At 69.4% G+C, this 16531-nt stretch carries 15 protein-coding genes; 5 read left to right on the forward strand and 10 right to left on the reverse strand.

Going from position 1 to position 16531, the window contains the following annotated elements:
• Positions 1 to 23: 23 nt before the first annotated feature.
• The 3 genes from C6A87_RS05735 to rfbB form a co-directional block, all read right to left on the reverse strand.
• Positions 24 to 1577, reverse strand: coding sequence for a CoA-acylating methylmalonate-semialdehyde dehydrogenase (locus tag C6A87_RS05735; protein WP_311116375.1), 1554 nt, complete (start codon positions 1575 to 1577; stop codon positions 24 to 26).
• 248 nt (positions 1578 to 1825) lie between these two features.
• The gene (locus C6A87_RS05740) at positions 1826 to 2446 is read right to left on the reverse strand and encodes a dTDP-4-dehydrorhamnose 3,5-epimerase family protein (protein ID WP_311116376.1); all 621 of its coding nucleotides are present in this window, start codon (positions 2444 to 2446) and stop codon (positions 1826 to 1828) included.
• Positions 2443 to 3438 carry a dTDP-glucose 4,6-dehydratase gene (gene rfbB / locus C6A87_RS05745; protein WP_311116377.1) on the reverse strand — a complete coding sequence of 332 codons (996 nt, stop codon included), beginning with the start codon at positions 3436 to 3438 and terminating at the stop codon, positions 2443 to 2445. Before rfbB ends, C6A87_RS05740 begins: the two co-directional genes overlap by 4 nt.
• Before the next feature lie 87 nt (positions 3439 to 3525).
• Here rfbB and C6A87_RS05750 point away from each other — a divergent pair, with 87 nt between their 5' ends.
• Positions 3526 to 4203 (forward strand): LpqN/LpqT family lipoprotein, encoded by a 678-nt coding sequence (locus C6A87_RS05750; RefSeq protein ID WP_311116378.1) that lies wholly within the window; start codon positions 3526 to 3528, stop codon positions 4201 to 4203.
• A gap of 3 nt (positions 4204 to 4206) precedes the next feature.
• On the opposite strand, the gene C6A87_RS05755 is transcribed toward C6A87_RS05750, so the two are convergent.
• The 5 genes from C6A87_RS05755 to C6A87_RS05775 are packed head-to-tail and all read right to left on the reverse strand — an operon-like array spanning position 4207 to position 10432.
• Complete coding sequence (locus tag C6A87_RS05755) at positions 4207 to 5064, reverse strand: LLM class F420-dependent oxidoreductase (RefSeq protein ID WP_311116379.1); 858 nt, start codon at positions 5062 to 5064, stop codon at positions 4207 to 4209.
• Positions 5065 to 5067: 3 nt separating this feature from the next.
• On the reverse strand, positions 5068 to 5913 hold the full coding sequence (locus C6A87_RS05760; protein WP_311116380.1) for an LLM class F420-dependent oxidoreductase: 846 nt from the start codon (positions 5911 to 5913) through the stop codon (positions 5068 to 5070).
• Positions 5910 to 7370: an ATP-binding protein gene (locus C6A87_RS05765; RefSeq protein ID WP_311116381.1), complete on the reverse strand. Its 1461-nt coding sequence runs from the start codon at positions 7368 to 7370 to the stop codon at positions 5910 to 5912. The genes C6A87_RS05760 and C6A87_RS05765 overlap by 4 nt, the downstream gene beginning before the upstream one ends.
• Before the next feature lie 12 nt (positions 7371 to 7382).
• Positions 7383 to 8759, reverse strand: coding sequence for an ATP-binding protein (locus C6A87_RS05770; protein WP_311116382.1), 1377 nt, complete (start codon positions 8757 to 8759; stop codon positions 7383 to 7385).
• Between the two features lie 8 nt (positions 8760 to 8767).
• Positions 8768 to 10432: an FAD-dependent oxidoreductase gene (locus tag C6A87_RS05775; RefSeq protein WP_311116383.1), complete on the reverse strand. Its 1665-nt coding sequence runs from the start codon at positions 10430 to 10432 to the stop codon at positions 8768 to 8770.
• 146 nt (positions 10433 to 10578) lie between these two features.
• On the opposite strand from C6A87_RS05775, the gene C6A87_RS05780 reads away from it, so the two are divergent.
• The 4 genes from C6A87_RS05780 to C6A87_RS05795 are packed head-to-tail and all read left to right on the forward strand — an operon-like array spanning position 10579 to position 14731.
• Positions 10579 to 11430, forward strand: a complete 852-nt coding sequence (locus C6A87_RS05780; protein WP_311116384.1) for a universal stress protein — start codon at positions 10579 to 10581, stop codon at positions 11428 to 11430.
• Positions 11427 to 12215 carry an HPF/RaiA family ribosome-associated protein gene (locus C6A87_RS05785; RefSeq protein WP_311116385.1) on the forward strand — a complete coding sequence of 263 codons (789 nt, stop codon included), beginning with the start codon at positions 11427 to 11429 and terminating at the stop codon, positions 12213 to 12215. The genes C6A87_RS05780 and C6A87_RS05785 overlap by 4 nt, the downstream gene beginning before the upstream one ends.
• A 12-nt stretch (positions 12216 to 12227) precedes the next feature.
• Positions 12228 to 13274 carry an alcohol dehydrogenase catalytic domain-containing protein gene (locus C6A87_RS05790; RefSeq protein WP_311116386.1) on the forward strand — a complete coding sequence of 349 codons (1047 nt, stop codon included), beginning with the start codon at positions 12228 to 12230 and terminating at the stop codon, positions 13272 to 13274.
• Positions 13271 to 14731, forward strand: coding sequence for an AAA family ATPase (locus C6A87_RS05795; protein ID WP_311116387.1), 1461 nt, complete (start codon positions 13271 to 13273; stop codon positions 14729 to 14731). Before C6A87_RS05790 ends, C6A87_RS05795 begins: the two co-directional genes overlap by 4 nt.
• A 41-nt stretch (positions 14732 to 14772) precedes the next feature.
• Here the strand turns inward: C6A87_RS05795 and C6A87_RS05800 are convergent, their stop codons facing one another.
• Both C6A87_RS05800 and C6A87_RS05805 read right to left on the reverse strand, forming a co-directional pair.
• The gene (locus C6A87_RS05800) at positions 14773 to 15654 is read right to left on the reverse strand and encodes a universal stress protein (RefSeq protein WP_311116388.1); all 882 of its coding nucleotides are present in this window, start codon (positions 15652 to 15654) and stop codon (positions 14773 to 14775) included.
• 25 nt (positions 15655 to 15679) lie between these two features.
• A complete protein-coding gene (locus C6A87_RS05805; protein ID WP_311116389.1) occupies positions 15680 to 16477 on the reverse strand; it encodes a universal stress protein in 798 nt (265 codons plus the stop codon).
• Positions 16478 to 16531: the final 54 nt, after the last annotated feature.

Here is a 16531-nt window from a genome sequence, read left to right on the forward strand (position 1 = left end):
TCCAACTCGAACACTGAACCGTCCTACTTCATGGTGGGGATGACGAACTCCGCGCCATCCTTGATGCCCGAGGGCCAGCGCTCGGTGACGGTCTTGACCTTGGTGTAGAACTGGATCAACGCCGGCCCGTGCTGGTTCAGGTCGCCGAAACCGGAGCGCTTCCAACCGCCGAAGGTGTGGTAGGCCACGGGAACCGGGATCGGGACGTTGACCCCGACCATGCCGACCTGCACCTTGGACACGAAGTCGCGGGCGGCGTCGCCGTCCCGGGTGAAGATCGCCACGCCGTTGCCGTACTCGTGCTCCGACGGGAGCTTCAACGCCTCGTCGTAGTCCTTGGCGCGCACGATGCACAGCACCGGGCCGAAGATCTCGTCGGTGTAGATCGACATGTCGGTGGTGACGTGATCGAACAGGGTGGGGCCGATGAAGTAGCCCTTCGACAGATCCTGATCGTCGAAACTCAGTTCGTCGGTGGTGCGTTCGCGGCCGTCGACCACCAGCTCGGCGCCGGCTTCCACGCCCTGGCCGATGTAGTCGCGCACCCGCTCCAGCGCCGCGCCCGTGACCAGCGGCCCGTAATCGGCCTTCGGGTCGAGGCTGTGGCCGACCCGGAGCTGGTTGACGCGCTCGACGAGCCTGTTGCGCAACCGATTCGCAGTCTCCTCGCCAACCGGCACAGCGACGCTGATCGCCATGCAGCGCTCGCCTGCGCTGCCGTAGCCGGCGCCGATCAGCGCATCGACGGCCTGGTCGAGGTCGGCGTCGGGCATGATGATCATGTGGTTCTTCGCGCCGCCGAAGCACTGCGAACGCTTGCCGTGTGCCGCGGCGGTCGAGTAGATGTACTGCGCGATGTCCGAGCTGCCCACGAAGCCGACGGCCTGGATGTCGGGATGGGTCAGGATCGCGTCGACGGCCTCCTTGTCGCCCTGCACGACCTGGAACACGCCTGCGGGCAGGCCGGCCTCCAGGAACAGTTCGGCCAGTCGCAGCGGCACCGACGGGTCCCGCTCAGAAGGCTTGAGAATGAATGCGTTCCCGCACGCGAGCGCCGGGCCGGCCTTCCACAGCGGGATCATCGCGGGGAAGTTGAACGGCGTGATGCCGGCAACGACGCCCAGCGGCTGACGGATCGAGTAGACGTCGATACCGCCGCCCGCGCCTTCGGTGAACTCACCCTTGAGCAGGTGCGGGATGCCGATCGCGAACTCGATGACCTCGACGCCGCGCTGGATGTCGCCCTTGGAGTCGGCGACGGTCTTGCCGTGCTCGATGGACAGCAGCTCGGCCAGCTCGTCGACGTTGTCGTTGACCAGCTGGACGAACTTCATCATCACCCGTGCGCGCCGCTGCGGGTTCCATGCCGCCCATTCCTTCTGGGCCTCGACGGCCGAGGCCACGGCGGTGTCGACGTCGGCCGCCGACGCAAGCAGCACCTGCGCCTGGACCTCGCCGGTGCTCGGGTTCAGCACGTCAGCCGTGCGGGTGGACGAGAGCTCGCTGCGCTTCCCGTCGATGAAATGGGGGATCCGGGTGGTCGCCGTGGTTGAGCTTGGCGCCGTAGTTGAGGTCATGGGAATCGAACCTTCCGTGTAGATACTTGGATATCCTAGTAATGCGGTTCGGCCTTGGCAAGAGTGTTGGCAGCGGTACCGCCGCAATTTCGTGGGCCCTTGTCGCACTCCGGTGGGTGTCGGCCACAGCGGCGGTCCCACTCGCGCGATATCGCGGTTTGCGGGAATGGTTGCTGGCTAAACCCGGCGACATGGGCGCGCGTCTTGCGTCAGGCCGGTCGTCGGTACCGTCGCAGGTCCTGACCCGTTCAGTCGCTGCGGAGTTCCTCGACGAACGTCTGCGCCTGCTCCCACGTCGGTAGCAGGCCGGCGGCGCGGGCCTGCTCCAGCGTCGGGGCGGCGCGGTCGCGGTCCGACAGGATCAACTCGTCGGCGGGCGACTCCGAAAGCCAGGAGCGCCAATCGATTCCGAGGGCCGGGTCGAGCGGGTCGACGGTGTGTTCGCGGATGGGGGCGTAGCCCGCCGAGCACAGATACGTCACCGCGGAGTCGTCCTGCAGGGCCAGGAACGCGTGCCCGAGACCCTCGGACAGATACACCGACCGGTGCGCCCGGTCGTCGAGGACGACCGCGTCCCAGCGCCCGAACGTCGGCGAGCCGACGCGGATGTCCACCACGACGTCGACGACGGCGCCGCGCATGCATGTCACGTATTTGGCCTGGCTCGGCGGCAGTTGGGCGAAGTGCACGCCGCGCAGCACCCCGGCCCGCGACACCGAGCAGTTGGCCTGCCGCAGGTCGAGCCGGTGGCCGGTGATCGCGGTGAAGCCGGGATCGGTGAACCACTCGAAGAACGCGCCGCGCTCGTCGGTGTGCACCACCGGCGTGATCTCCCACGCCCCGGGGACCGTCAGCTCGCGTGCGTTCACTGCCGTCGTCCTTCGTACGCCGATTCCACCGCGTCTTTCAAGGGCCGCCACCATGATTCGTTGTCGCGGTACCACGCGATGGTGTCACGCAGCCCGCTCTCGAAGTCCGTGTGCTCGGGCACCCAACCCAGCTCGGTGCGCAACGGGGTGGGATCGATCGCGTACCGCAGGTCGTGTCCGGCCCGGTCGGTCACGTGGTCGAAGTCGTCGGGGGAGCGGCCCATCAGGCGCAGGATCGTGCGCATCACCGACAGGTTGTCGCGTTCGCCGTCGGCGCCGATCAGATAGGTGCGCCCGACCGCTCCGTCGGTGAGGATCCGCCACACCGCGCGGTTGTGGTCGTCGACGTGGATCCAGTCGCGCACGTTGGCCCCGGTGCCGTAGAGCTTGGGCCGCCGGCCGGTGAGCACGTTGGTGATCTGGCGCGGGATGAACTTCTCGACGTGCTGGTAGGGCCCGTAGTTGTTGGAGCAGTTGGACAGCGTCGCGGCCAGCTTGTAGGAACGGACCCACGCGCGCACCAGCATGTCGGCCGCGGCCTTGGTCGACGAGTACGGGCTCGACGGGTTGTACGGCGTCGACTCGGTGAACCGGGCCGGGTCGTCGAGTTCCAGGTCGCCGTACACCTCGTCGGTCGACACGTGGTGCAACCGGATCCCGGCGTGCCGGACTGCCTCCAGGATCGTGAACGTGCCGACCACGTTGGTGTGGACGAAGGGCTCGGGGTCGGCCAGCGCGTTGTCGACGTGCGTCTCGGCGGCGAAGTGCACGACGGCATCGGATTCGCCGATCAACGTGCCGACGAGGCCGGCGTCGGTGATGTCGCCCTCGACCAGCCGGATCTCGGAGTCGACGTCGCGCAACGACTCCCTACTGCCGGCATAGGTCAGCGAATCCAGCACCGTCACGCGCACCTCGGGGCGTTCACGCACGGCGTTGCGCACGAAGTTGGCACCGATGAACCCCGCGCCGCCGGTCACCAGCAACCGCATGGCCACCGAGCCTAACCAGGGCGAGAGATGCAACCGGCCGCCGCCCTGTGTTCTGCTGGGATCGAACCGTCGACAGGGGGAGAACAGATGCGGTCCACGACGACCATCAGCGTGCTGGCGGCAGTGGCCGTGGTGCTCGGCACGACCGTGTCCGGCTGCGCTTCCGGACGTGACGACAGCGCCGAGACCGGCAGCGGAGCCGCCACCAGCGAGACCAGCGCCGCGCCGGCGACCGACGACCGGGACGTCGACGACTATCTGTTGGCCAACGGCGTCACCCAGACCGTCGTCAAGGCCGGCGAGCCGGGGGTGCCGAACGTCGAGTTGCCGATGCCCGACGGCTGGGAACCCGTCACCGACGCCGCCGCAGTGCCCCCGGACGCCTACGGCGCCATCTTCCTGTCCGCGGGCGAGGGCACCCCGAACCCGCCGGCGATCCTGGTCCGGATGGTGCGGCTGGACGGCGGCACCTTCGACGCCGCGAAGATCCTGGAACTGTCCCCGAACGCGGTGAGGGCGCTACCGGCGTGGACCGGCCCGGAAATCGGCACGCCCGGTGAGGTCGGCGGCTTCCGGTCGAGCGAGATTGCCGGCCGGGCCGACATCGACGGCGTACCGAACTTCGTGTCCCGCGAGACCATCGTGATCCCGGGCCCGGAGCACACCTACCTGCTCTTGCTGGACGCGCAGGGCCCGCTGGACCAGCAGCAGGCGATCATCGCCGCGACGAAAATCATCGACGAGCGCACCATCATCACGCCCTGAGCGTCAGCCTTTCAGCTCCAGCGGGCCGGCCAGCTCCTCCAGCGTCGACAACAGTTCGTCGGGGCCGCCCAGGACCTGGATCGCGACGTGGTCGGCGCCCGCGGCCAGATGTTCGGTCAGCCGCGCCGCGATCGCGTCCGGTGATCCGTGCGCGACGACCGCGTCGATGAACCGGTCGCTGCCGGGCCGCACCAGGTCCTCGTCGGTGAACCCGAGCCGCTTCCAGTTGTTCACGTAGTTCGACAACCCGAGGTAGAAGTCGACGGTCTCGCGGCCGATCTCGCGGGCCTTCTCGGCGTCGTCGGTGAGCACCACCTTGTGCTCGGGAGCGATCAGCACTGTCGGACCGAGCAATTCGCGCGCCTGGCCGGTGTGCACCGGGGTGGTCAGGTACGGGTGTGCGCCGGCACTGCGTTGCGCGGCCAGCTTGAGCACCTTCGGGCCGAGCGCGGCCACCACCCGCCTGCTGGTCGGCACCTTCGACACGTCCAGCTTGTCCAGGTAGTCGACCAGCGCCTGATACGGCTTGGTGTACTCCTGGGTGTGCTCAGGGTGACCGACACCGACGCCGAGCAGGAACCGCCCCGGGAACGCCTTCTCGATGCGGTGATAGGACTTCGACACCTCGTCGGCGTCCGCCGTCCAGATGTTCACGATGCCGGTGGCCACCTGCAGCGACTCGGTCTTCTCCAGGATCGGCTCGACGAACGCCAGATCGGCGGCGGGTGACGCGCCGACCCACACCGTGCCGTAGCCGAGCTTCTCGATCTCGACGGCCTGGTCGGGTGACACCGGCGCACCGGTCCACACTCCGAAGCGGCCCAGAGCGGGCTTCAGCGACGGGCCTTCAGTGTCGGTCATGCTCTATCCCTTTCCTCGCAGTCCGAGCGGCCCGGCGAGCTCGGCCAGTGCGGGCACCAGCTGGTCGGGGCCGGTCAGTACCTGCACCGGCACATGGTCGGCACCTGCGTCGAGGTGCTCGGTGAGCCGGGCCGCGATGGCGTCGACGGTGCCGTAGGCGACGACGGCGTCCACCAGACGGTCACTACCCGGTTTCGCCACGTCTTCATCACTGAATCCGAGGCGTTTCCAGTTGTTGAGGTAGTTGGCCAGGTTCAGGTAGATCGCCAGGGCCTCGCGACCGACCGCGCGGGCCTGCTCCGCATCGGTGGTCAGGACCGCCTTGTGCTCCGGCGCCAGGAACGCCTCGGGGCCGATCAGCTCCCGCGCGCGGGCGGTGTGCTCCGGCGTCGTCAGATAGGGATGGGCGCCCGCCGAGCGGGCGGCGGCCAGCTGCAGCACCTTCGGACCCAGCGCCGCCACCACGCGCCGTTCGCGCGGCACGCCGTACTCGTCGAGCTTGTCCAGGTACTCGTTGAGCGCTTCCAGCGGCTTGCGGTACTGCTGCTGCGCCTCGGGGTGGCCGACGCCGATCCCGAGCAGGAACCGGCCGGGATGGGCGGCCTCGATGCGGTGGAACGACTCGGCGACCGGCCCCGCCGCGGCGGTCCAGATGTTCACGATTCCGGTGGCCACCTTCAGCGTGGTGGTGGCGTCCAGGATGGGCTCGACCCAGTCCAGTTCGGCGGGCGGGGAACCGCCCACCCACACGGCGCCGTAGCCGAGGGCCTCGATGTCTGCCGCCTGCTGTGGGGTCACCAGGCGGCCGAACGCCCCGAACCTGCCCAGGTCGGGCTTCACGGCGGTCATGCCGGGCTCGCCGGTGCCGGGGCCTGCCACGGCAGCGAGACGATGAACCGGGTGTTGCCGGGTTCGGATTCCACCGCCAGGTGGCCGTGGTGCTTCTCGACGACGATGCGCCAGGCCAGGTCCAAGCCCAGGCCGGTGCCCTCCCCGAACGGCTTGGTGGTGAAGAACGGGGTGAAGATCCGGTCGACGATGTCCTCGGGAATTCCGGGGCCGTCATCGCAGACCTCGACGACGACCCCGGCATCGCTGCTCTGGCGGTAGGTGCGGATGGTCAGCGTGCCGTGGCCGTCCATCGCCTGGATCGCATTGTCGATCAGGTTGGTCCAGACCTGGTTGAGATCGCCTGGGTAGCACTGCAATTCGGGTAGCGACTTGTCCTTGTCCCAGACCAGCTTGACCGGGTTGTCCTTGCCGACCTTGTCTCCGAAGATCGTCTTGATGGTGCTGTAGATCAACTCGTGCACGTTCGCGCTCTGGTATTCGGCGCGATCCATCTGGGAGTACTGCTTGGCGCCGGCCAGCAGCGCCGAGATCCGCTTGCTGGCCTCGCCGATCTGGTTCATCAGCAGCTCGGTGTCGATCGTGTACTTCAGCCAGCCGATCGCGCCCGGCAGCGTCGCCGAGCAGTCGACGTCGTCGATGGAGGCCTCGACCCGTTCCAGCCAGTCGACGTCCAAGCCCGCCTCCACGAACGTCGGCGCGTAATCCCAGGCGCCCGAGATGCCGTGCTCTTCCAGCCAGTCGCCGATCTGGTCCTCGCGGTCGGAGGTCTCCAGTGCCGTCAGCTCCTGGGATTTCGACTTGGCGACCTGCTCGGCGACCTCGTCCTGAATGCTGACCAGCACCTTCAGCGCGGCCGGGGTGAACTTTCCGTCAGCGAGCATCGCGAGCTTGTGGCGCATCTTGCCCACGCCCTCGCGCAGGTCGGCCACTGCGCGGGCGGTGGCGCCGGCGGGGTTGTTGAGCTGGTGGGTCAACCCGGCCGAGAGCTGCCCGAGCGCCAGCAGCTTCTCGCGCTGGCCGAGGATCTGGCGCTGCCGCAGCCCGCCGACCATGTGGCCCTCCAGCAGGTGCACCGCCATCGGGAATTCCTTCTGCATGAACTCGGCGAACGCGTCGGCGTCGAGTACGAAGAACTGCGACGGCCGCGTCACCCGTACCGACGCCTGGTAGACGTGTTCCTCGCCGGGGATGTACGCCGACCATGCGCCGCAGTACACGCCGCGCTGCGAGGTCCGGTTGGTCTCGATGTCCACGCCGCCCGACCGCTTGGACATCACCAGCTCACCGTCGATCAGTACGTAGAAGCACGTCGCCGGATCGCCCTCGGTGTGGATCGGGCCGGGCTCGAATGTCGCGATGTGACCGTTGGCGCACAAGGTGTCCAGTTGCGCGTCGGTCAGGGCCTCGAACAGGAACAGGGAACGCAGTTGATCGGGCAGACATTTCTCACCCATGACGGGTCCTTCCTAAAGAGGCAGTGAAGTAATGAAACGCGTATCGCCGGGCGTTGATTCCGCCCAGAGGGTGCCGAGGTGCCGGTCGGCGATGCGGGCGGCGATGTCCAGACCGAGTCCGGTGCCCTCACCGAACGGTTTGGTGGTGAAGAACGGGTCGAATACCCTGGTCAGGACGTCGGCGGGGATGCCGGGCCCGTTGTCGCACACCTCGACGCGCACAGTGTCCTGGACGCGGCGGGTGCGGAGGGTCAGCACGCCGGACGGCTGATCGGCGAGCGCGTCGAGCGCGTTGTCGATCAGGTTCGTCCACACCTGGTTGAGCTCTGCCGGGTTGCACGGCAGTTCCGGCAGGCCGAGGTCGTAGTCGCGCACCACGGTCACCGCGTCGCCGAGCCGGTGGGAGAACATCGTCAGGGTCGAGTCCAGAAGTTCGTGGACATCGGCGACGTCGAACGGCGCCCGGTCGAGCTGGGTGTACTGCTTGACCTTGTTCACCAGTGACGAGATGCGCGCGGTCGCGTCGGAGATCTCGCTCAGCAGCAGTTCGGTCTCGGCGGTTCCGGCCAGCCGGCGGATGACCGTGTCGAGCTGTCCCGTCCCGCTGCACGGTGCGGTGGCGATGCGCTCCAGCGAGTCGATGTCCAGTCCGGCCTCGACGAACGTCGCGGCGTGCGCCCACGCGTCGGTGACGCCGCGGTCCGTCAGCCACTGGCCCAGCGCGTCCTCCAGATCTGATTTCTGCACCGAGGTCAGGTCTTTCGGTTTGCCGGCCAGCTCGGCCACCCTGTCCTCCAGTTCGGCCAGCGCCTCGTCGGGCCGGTCGGCCCGGCGGCGCGCGGCGAGCTGGGAGCGCAGGCTGTTGGCCGCGCGCACCGCCGCGGCCGCCGGATTGTTCAGCTCGTGCGTCAGTCCCGCGGTGAGCTGGCCCAGCTGGACGAGCCGGTCGTGGGGATCGACGATGCGGTGGGCGTGGAACCGGCCGTGCGAGTGCCCGATCAGGAGGTGCGTCGCCATCGAGAACTCGGACACCAGGAAATTGCCCAACGTGGCGGCATCGAGCACGAGCAGGCGCGACGGGCGGGTCAGCGTCGCGTTGTTCTCGTAGGTCAGGTCGGGGTCGAGCAGGAACGCCGACCACGCGCCGCAGTACACGCCGGGATCCGCTGCCCGCCAGATCTCGATCTCGCGATCGCCGGACCGTTTCGACAGGGCGATCTCGCCGTCGAGGAGCACGTAGAAGTACTCGGCGAGGTCCCCCTCCCGGCACAGCGGTCCCGCGGGGAACGTCTGCACCGTGGCGTCGGCACACAGCCTGCTCAGCTGCGCGTCGGTGAGTTTCTCGAACAGGAACAACCCGCGCAGCTCCGCGATGTCACAGGTCGACAAGGGCGCGCCTACGTCTCGGCCAGGTAGCGGTGCACGAGCATGACGGCCATGGACCCCTCGCCGACCGCCGCGGCCACCCGCTTGGCGGACTCGGCACGGACGTCGCCGGCGACGAACACCCCGGGCACGCTGGACTCCAGGTGGTGCGGCGGACGGTCCAGCGTCCATCCGCTGATTTCACGCAGGTCCGGGCCGGCCAGGATGAAGCCGTGGTCGTCGCGCACCACGACGCCGTCGAGCCAGTCGGTGCGCGGTTCGGCGCCGATGAAGATGAACATCCGCCCGCACGGGAACGTCTCGCGCTCACGGGTCCGGGTGTTCTCCAGACAGATGCCTTCGAGGTGGCCGTTGCCGTTGACCGCGTGCACCACGGTGTGGGGCAGTTCCTTGATGTTGTCCTGCGCCCTGATCTGCTGGATCAGGTAGTGCGACATCGAGTCCTCCAGCGTGCGCCTGCTGACGATCGTCACCGACTTCGCGGTGCGCGCCAGGTACATCGCGGCCTGCCCGGCCGAGTTCGCACCGCCGATCACGTACACCTCGTCGTCGTCACAGTCGGCGGCCACCGACGCCGTCGCGCCGTAGTACACCCCGGCGCCGGTGAGGTCCGCGCAGCCCTCGGCGGACAGCTGCCGGTACTCGACGCCCATCGCGAGGATCACCGCGCGGGCGCCGATGGTGCGGCCGTCGGACAGGTGCACGGTGCGCGCGCTGCCGTCCACCTCCAGCCGGACCACCTCAGCGGCGGTGATCAGCTCGGCCTCGAACTTCTCGGCCTGCCTGCGCGCCCGTTCGGCCAGCTGCGCGCCGGACAGGCCGTCAGGGAAGCCGAGGTAGTTCTCGATGCGGGAACTCTGGCCGGCCTGCCCGCCGGTCGCGGTGCGCTCGATGAGCACCGTCTTGAGGCCCTCCGACGCGCCGTAGACCGCGGCGGCCAGACCGGCGGGACCGCCGCCGATCACGACCAGGTCGTAGAAGTCCCCGGACGGGGTGGTGGTCAGCCCGAGGGTGGCGGCCAGTTCGGCGTCGGTGGGATCGACGAGCGTCTCGCCCTGCTCGGTGATCACCACCGGCAGCGTCAGCCCGTCCTGGCCCGCGGCCTCCAGCAGCTGGGCGCCTCTGCTCTCGTCTGACCGGAACCAGGTGTAGTACAGGCGATTGCGGGCCAGGAACTCGCGCACCTCCGACGACCGCGCGTTCCACGGGTGCCCGATGATCTTGGTGTGCGGGATCGCCCGGTCCCCGGTGGAGCGCCAGGCGTCTATCAGCGCGTCGATCACCGGGTAGAGCTTCTCCTCCGGCGGGTCCCACGGCTTGAGCAGGTAGTGGTCCAGGTCCACGACGTTGATCGCGTCGATCGCCGCGTGGGTGTCGGCGTAGGCGGTCAGCAGCACGCGGCGCGCCATCGGGAAGATGTCCATCGCCGCTTCGAGGAACTCGATGCCGCTCATCTGCGGCATCCGGTAGTCGGCGACGAACACCGCCACCGTCTCGCCCCGCAATTTGAGCTCGTTGAGGGTCTCCAGCGCGTCCGGGCCCGACTCGGCGCGCACGATGCGGAACTTCTCGCCGTAGTGGCGGCGGAGATCCCGCGCGACCGCGCGGGACACCGCGGGGTCGTCGTCGACGGTCAAGATCACAGGCTTGCGGGGCTGGTGCTCAGGTCCAGTCATCGCAACAAGTATGCGCCGTCTGTCCAGCGGAAATCGGGGGTGCGGCGGACGGGGGCATTTAGTCCCTAGTGGCGCGGGCCGCGGCTGCCTACGCTCGCATCCAACGGTGTGGGCGGCCGCGGGTTCGGCCGGCGGGGGAGGTGCGGATGGCGGCGAGTGTGATGGTCGGATACGACGGGTCGCCGGCGGCGAATGCGGCGATCAACGCCGGCGCGGTGCTGTTTCCCGACGCGCACGCGTGGATCGCGCACATCTGGACTCCTCCGTTCGCCAGCACGAAACTCCGGCGCCGGCTGCGCGCCGCCGCGGCCAGCACCGACGAGCTGGTTGAGCTCATCGAACGGGAGGGCTCCCGCGAGGCAGACGCCATCGCCGCGACCGGGGTCGCGCTGGCCAAGGCTGCCGAATGGGATGCCGAGCCGATCGTCAAGCGCACGATCGGTTCCGACGGGCTGCGGCTGGCTCAGCTGGCCGAAAAGCTGGACAACGACGTGATCGTGGTCGGCGACCGCGGGCTGGGCCGCAGCGAGGCGCTCCTCGGGGCGGTCAGCGACATGGTCGTGCACTACGCCACCGTTCCGGTGCTGGTGGTGCCGAACCCGCTGCTGGCCGACGAGGCCGCCGCGCTGACCGGCGGGCCGGTGGTGGTGGGCTACGACGGATCGGCCGGTGCCGATGTGGCCGTCGACAGGGTGCGCCGGCTGTTCCCCGGCCGCGAGGTGATCCTGGCGGCCGCCCGCGACGAGGGCGTCGATGTCACGGTGGGTCCCGCTGCCTCGGGACTGGAGCTGGTGCGGTTGAGAGAGCCCGCCGGAGTCGGCAGGTGGCGCGAGCGCGCCGTCGCCGACGAACTGATCGGCTGCGCCGAGAGCCGCGGTGCTGCCGTGCTGGCGGTCGGCTCCCGCGGGCGGTCGGCCACCCGTGAGGTGCTGCTGGGCAGTGTCGCGCTCGCGGCGGTTCACCGCTCGCGACGACCGGTACTGGTGGTCCACGGGTGAACCGCCCCCCGGGCGTCGACGTCGACGTCACGACCCACGGCGAGTTCCCGGGCGCCGACGAGTATGTGCAGGCCAAGATCGGCGGCCTGGCCCGGCTGGCGCGGCGCCCGATCATACGGGCGCGGGTCCGGTTGACCCGCCACCAGGACCCGGCCGTCGCGCAACCGGTGATCGCGCAGGCCAACCTCGACGTGGGCGGCCGGCAGGTGCGCGCCCAGGTGACCGCGGACTCCGCACGCGAGGCCGTTGACGCGCTGGAATCGCGGCTGCGCCGCCGGCTGGAACATCTCACCGAGCACTGGGACGCGCGGAAGGGTCACGGTGCGGCGCCTCCGTGGCGACACGACGACAAGCCCGGCCGCGGCCCGCAGGTCGCCACCGGCGCGGGGCCCGAACCCAGGATCGTCCGCCGCAAGTCCTACGCGATGGCGCCGTGCACGCTCGACGAAGCGGTCACCGAGATGGAACTGCTCGATTACGACTTCCACTTGTTCACTGAAAGCGGTTCGGGCACAGCGGCTGTCGTGTACAGAGACGGCCCGGCCGGATACCGGGCCGCGCTGGTGGCGCCCTCGGTCGCCGACGCGCTCGCCCCGCATCAGGGCCGGGTCACGGTCAGCACGCAGCCGCTGCCCTGCCTGCGCGAGCAGGACGCGCTCGAACGGCTCGCCCTGCTCGACCGCCCGTTCCTGTTCTTCGTCGATGCCGCGCAGGGCCGGGTCGGTGTCCTGTACCGGCGCTACGACGGCGACTACGGGTTGATCACCCCGGCCGGGCCGTCCTGAGAGGGGCACGACATGCACGCGATGGTGTACGAGGGGCCCGGACGGCGCTCCTGGCAGACGGTCCCCGATCCGGAGATCCGGCACGCCGGTGATGCGATCGTCCGCGTCGACGCGGTGACGATCTGCGGCACCGATCTGCACATCCTCAAAGGCGATGTGCCGGAGGTGGAAACGGGCCGGATCCTGGGCCACGAGGCGGTCGGCACCGTGACCGCGACCGGGTCCGCCGTGCAGACGCTGTCACCCGGTGACCGGGTGCTGGTGTCCTGCGTCAGTGCCTGCGGCGCATGCCGGTACTGCAGGCAGGGGCACTACGGCCAGTGTCTGGGCGGAGGGGGATGGATCCTGGGACGCTACATCGACGGCACCCAGGCCGAGTACGTCCGGGTGCCGTTCGCCGACAACTCCACCCACAAGGTGCCCGCCGGGGTCAGCGACGAGCAGATGATCGTGCTGGCCGACATCCTTCCCACCTCCTACGAGGTCGGTGTGCTCGCCGGCACCGTCACCCCCGGGGACGTGGTCGCGATCGTCGGCGCCGGCCCGATCGGTCTGGCGGCCATTCTCACCGCGAAGCTGTACAGCCCCAGCCACATCGTGGCGATCGACCTCGCCGACGCCCGGTTGGATGCGGCGCGCGCGCTGGGGGCCGATCTCACCGTGAACTCCCGAATCCAGTCGGCCCGCGAGATCATCGACGACGTGACCGCAGGGCTCGGCGCCGACGTCGTGATGGAGGCCGTCGGCGTGCCCGACACCTTCGAGGAGGCGGTCCGCCTGGTGCGCCCCGGCGGGCACGTCGCCAACATCGGGGTGCACGGCGCCCCGGCCACACTGCATCTCGAGCAGATCTGGAGCAAGAACCTGACCATCACCACCGGCCTGGTCGACACCTTCTCCACACCCACGTTGATCGGGCTGGTCGCCTCCGGCCGCCTCGACACCACACCGATGGTCACCCACCGATTCACCATGGACGAATTCGACACGGCCTACCAGGTTTTCAGCGACGCTGCGCACTCCGGTGCGTTGAAGGTCCTGCTGACGGCGACCACGTGAGCCTGGACCGGGGCGATCTCGGCGCCGAGGTGTACGAGACACACACCGGTCTCGTGGCACTCGTCGGCGACCGCGCATACAAGGTGAAGAAGCCGGTGCGCACCGACTTCCTCGACTTCAGCACCCGCGACAAGCGCGAATCCGCGTGCCGCCGCGAGCTCAAGCTGAACCGCAGGCTGGCGCCCGCGGCTTATCTGGGTTTGGGGTCCTTCCAGCCGCCGACCGGCGACCCGGAGCCGGTGATCGTGATGCGCAGGTATCCCGACGCCGAGCGGCTCGCCGCGCTGGTGCGCGCCGGCGACGACGTCCAGGGATGGCTGGTGACGATCGCCGGGATCCTGGCCGGGTTCCACCGAACCGCGGACCGCGGACCGATGATCGACCGGGAGGCCACCGCCGAGGTCCTGGCCGCGCGGTGGCGGCAGAACCTGACCGAGCTACGGCGGCACACCGGCACCGTCCTCGACGAGCCGTCCCTGGCCGAGATCGAGCGGCTGGCCGAGCGGTACCTCGCCGGGCGCGGGCCGCTCTACGCAGACCGGATCGCGGCCGGCCGCGTCGTCGACGGGCACGGTGATCTGCTCACCCAGGACATCTTCTGCACCGCCGACGGCCCGGTGATGCTGGACTGCCTGGAGTTCGATGATCAGCTCCGGTACGTCGACGGGGTCGACGACGCGTCTTTCCTGGCAATGGATCTGGAGTTCCTGGGCCGTCCCGACCTCGGTGCGCTCTTCCTCGACGAGTACTGCCGCCGAGCCGACGACACTGCGCCGGTCTCGTTGCGGCACTTCTGCATCGCCTACCGCGCGACGGTGCGTGCCAAGACCGACTGTGTGCGCGCCGGCCAGGGCCGCACCGATTCGGCTCCCGAGGCGCAGCACCACCTCTCGATCGCGTTGGCGCACCTGAGGATGGGAAGTGTGCGGCTTGTCATGGTCGGCGGCGGCCCGGGCACCGGCAAGACCACGGTCGCCCGCGGGTTGGCGGAAAGGCTTGACGCAGAGGTGATCTCGACGGACGACGTGCGGCGCGAGCTGATCCGCGCCGGCGAGGTGCAGGGCCGTGCCGGGGAGCTCGGCGCCGGTCTTTACGCCCCGGAGAACGTGTCAGCGGTCTACGGCGAAGTGCTCAACCGGGCCCGTGCGTGGCTCGGCGCCGGGCATTCGGTGGTGCTCGACGGCACCTGGCGCGACGCCGGGCACCGTCGGCACGCGCACGCCGTGGCCGCCGAGACACACTCCTCGATCGTCGAATTGCGGTGCGCGTTGCCGGTTTCCGAGGCGCAACGACGGATAGCGACCCGGGGCGCGACGACATCCGATGCCACCCCGGAACTCGCCGCCGAGCTGGCGCGCTGGGAGGCGGACTGGCCGGGCGCGCATCCGGTCGACACCGCCGCGCCGCTGCCCGACACGGTCGCCGCGGCCCACCGGGTGTGCCTCGACGCCCTGTGACCGGTCAGCTGTCGGTCTCGTCCTGCGCCAGCGCGAAGTAGTCAGGCGCGCAGCACAGCCACCGGAGCCAGAGCCGACTCGGCGACGGCGGTACTGACCGAGCCCAGCAGCATGCTGGAGATGCCTCCGCGCCCGCGGCTGCCGAGGACCACCAGCTGGGCGTTCTTGGATTCGTCGATGAGCCAGCGCGCGGGCTTGTCGCTGACCACGCGGCGCTGCACGTTGACGTCGGGATAGCGCTCCTGCCAGCCGGCGAGGCGCTCGGCGAGGATCTCGTGGCCCTGCTGTTCGTACTGGTGCCAGTCCGTTCCGAGGCCCGGGAACACCGCGACGTCGCTCCATGCGTGCAGCGCGACCAGTTCGACGCCACGGAACGATGCTTCGGAGAAGGCGAACGCCGTCGCGTTCTCCGACGCGGGGGAGCCGTCGATGCCCAGCAGCACCGGCAGTGTGTCGTGCGACTTCCCGACCGCCCCCTCCTTGGTGACCACTACGGGGCAGCGCGCATGGTGGAGCAGCGTGCGGCTCACCGAGCCCAGCACGGCACCGCCGACGGGACCCAGCCCACGGCTGCCGATCACCAGCAGATCGGCGTGCTCGGACGCACCGGTCAGCTCGGGAACGATGCCGTCGTGGCGGATCTCGGCGTTGACCGCCGGCAGCGCGGCGCCCTGCACCGCGGCGTCGAGCGTCTCCTGGGCTTCTTTCACGACGGTCTGCGCGTTCTCTTCCTGCCATTCGTAGAAGCTCGTCACCACCGCGTCGATGGGCCAGGTCACCACGATCGGCGCCACGACGTGCATCAGGGTCACCGGCAGATTGCGCAGCACCGCCTCCTGCGCTGCCCACCGCACCGCGGAATGTGACTCCGGTGAGCCGTCGATGCCGACGAGAATCCCGACATCTGTTGATGTTCCGGACATGTACTGCCTCCTCGGGATGGTCGGACTAGGGCCGGACCACGAGCGCCGAGGCGGCGCCGTGCCGGAACCGGGAATGGCCGTGTCCCACGATCTGCGCCACGTCGCCGGCCTCGTCGGCGCCGATCACGGCCAGCACCACCGGCTCGTCGTGTCTCTTGAGGAAATGCGCGACGTCCGCGTCCCCGGCGACCGGATAGATGTGGACGTCGGGGTGGCTTGCCCGCCAGGGGCGGATCTTCTCTTCGAGAGTTTCGGTCGGGCTGGCGCCCCGATCGTCGCCGAGGGCCAGCACCGGAACCTGCCGCAGCTCCGCCTCCCGCAACGCGTGCTCGACAACTGCTTCGTTACCGGGCCGGTCGTCGACCGCGACGAGGATCCAGCGCTGCGGGGCGGCCGGGTGCAGCTCGGTGCGGATCACCGCGACCGGGCAGTGCGCCTTCTCGGCCAGGTCACCCGCGGTGGAACCGACGATGGATCTGGCGTACCCGTCGATACCGGTCGAGCCGACGCACACCATCTGGGCCTCGGCCGACTGGGCGATCAGCGCCTCGGTGGCCGGCCCGTCGAGGATCGCGGTCTGCACCGTCACCGGCATGCCCATGGCCTCGATCGCGGTGCGCGCCTCGTGCAGGCTTTCGTGACCACGGCGCACGTCCTCGGCGTACTCGGGGGCGCTGCGGTCGTCCGGCTTGGTGACGTAGACCAGGCGCAGCACCGTACCGCGCAAGACGGCTTCGTCGATTGCCCACAACGCTGCGTGCAGTGCGGTCGCCGAACCGTCGATACCGGCGACCACGGGCCCAGAGGTGTTCGCGGCTGTCATCGCGTGCTCCGATCGAGGGTGCGGTTTCTGACGTTATTGCGTGGCGGTGCGCCG

The sequence above is a fragment of the Mycobacterium sp. ITM-2016-00317 genome, assembly GCF_002968295.1.
Lineage (GTDB): Bacteria > Actinomycetota > Actinomycetes > Mycobacteriales > Mycobacteriaceae > Mycobacterium.

Excerpts from the sequence above, each read along its gene's own strand:
- C6A87_RS05750 (WP_311116378.1), top strand. The coding sequence starts at position 3,526 with ATGCGGTCCACGACGACCATCAGCGTGCTGGCGGCAGTGGCCGTGGTG.
- C6A87_RS05800 (WP_311116388.1), bottom strand. The coding sequence starts at position 15,654 with ATGTCCGGAACATCAACAGATGTCGGGATTCTCGTCGGCATCGACGGC.
- C6A87_RS05765 (WP_311116381.1), bottom strand. The coding sequence starts at position 7,370 with ATGGGTGAGAAATGTCTGCCCGATCAACTGCGTTCCCTGTTCCTGTTC.
- C6A87_RS05755 (WP_311116379.1), bottom strand. The coding sequence starts at position 5,064 with ATGACCGACACTGAAGGCCCGTCGCTGAAGCCCGCTCTGGGCCGCTTC.
- C6A87_RS05805 (WP_311116389.1), bottom strand. The coding sequence starts at position 16,477 with ATGACAGCCGCGAACACCTCTGGGCCCGTGGTCGCCGGTATCGACGGT.
- C6A87_RS05780 (WP_311116384.1), top strand. The coding sequence starts at position 10,579 with ATGGCGGCGAGTGTGATGGTCGGATACGACGGGTCGCCGGCGGCGAAT.
- C6A87_RS05775 (WP_311116383.1), bottom strand. The coding sequence starts at position 10,432 with ATGACTGGACCTGAGCACCAGCCCCGCAAGCCTGTGATCTTGACCGTC.
- rfbB (WP_311116377.1), bottom strand. The coding sequence starts at position 3,438 with ATGCGGTTGCTGGTGACCGGCGGCGCGGGGTTCATCGGTGCCAACTTC.
- C6A87_RS05790 (WP_311116386.1), top strand. The coding sequence starts at position 12,228 with ATGCACGCGATGGTGTACGAGGGGCCCGGACGGCGCTCCTGGCAGACG.
- C6A87_RS05735 (WP_311116375.1), bottom strand. The coding sequence starts at position 1,577 with ATGACCTCAACTACGGCGCCAAGCTCAACCACGGCGACCACCCGGATC.
- C6A87_RS05760 (WP_311116380.1), bottom strand. The coding sequence starts at position 5,913 with ATGACCGCCGTGAAGCCCGACCTGGGCAGGTTCGGGGCGTTCGGCCGC.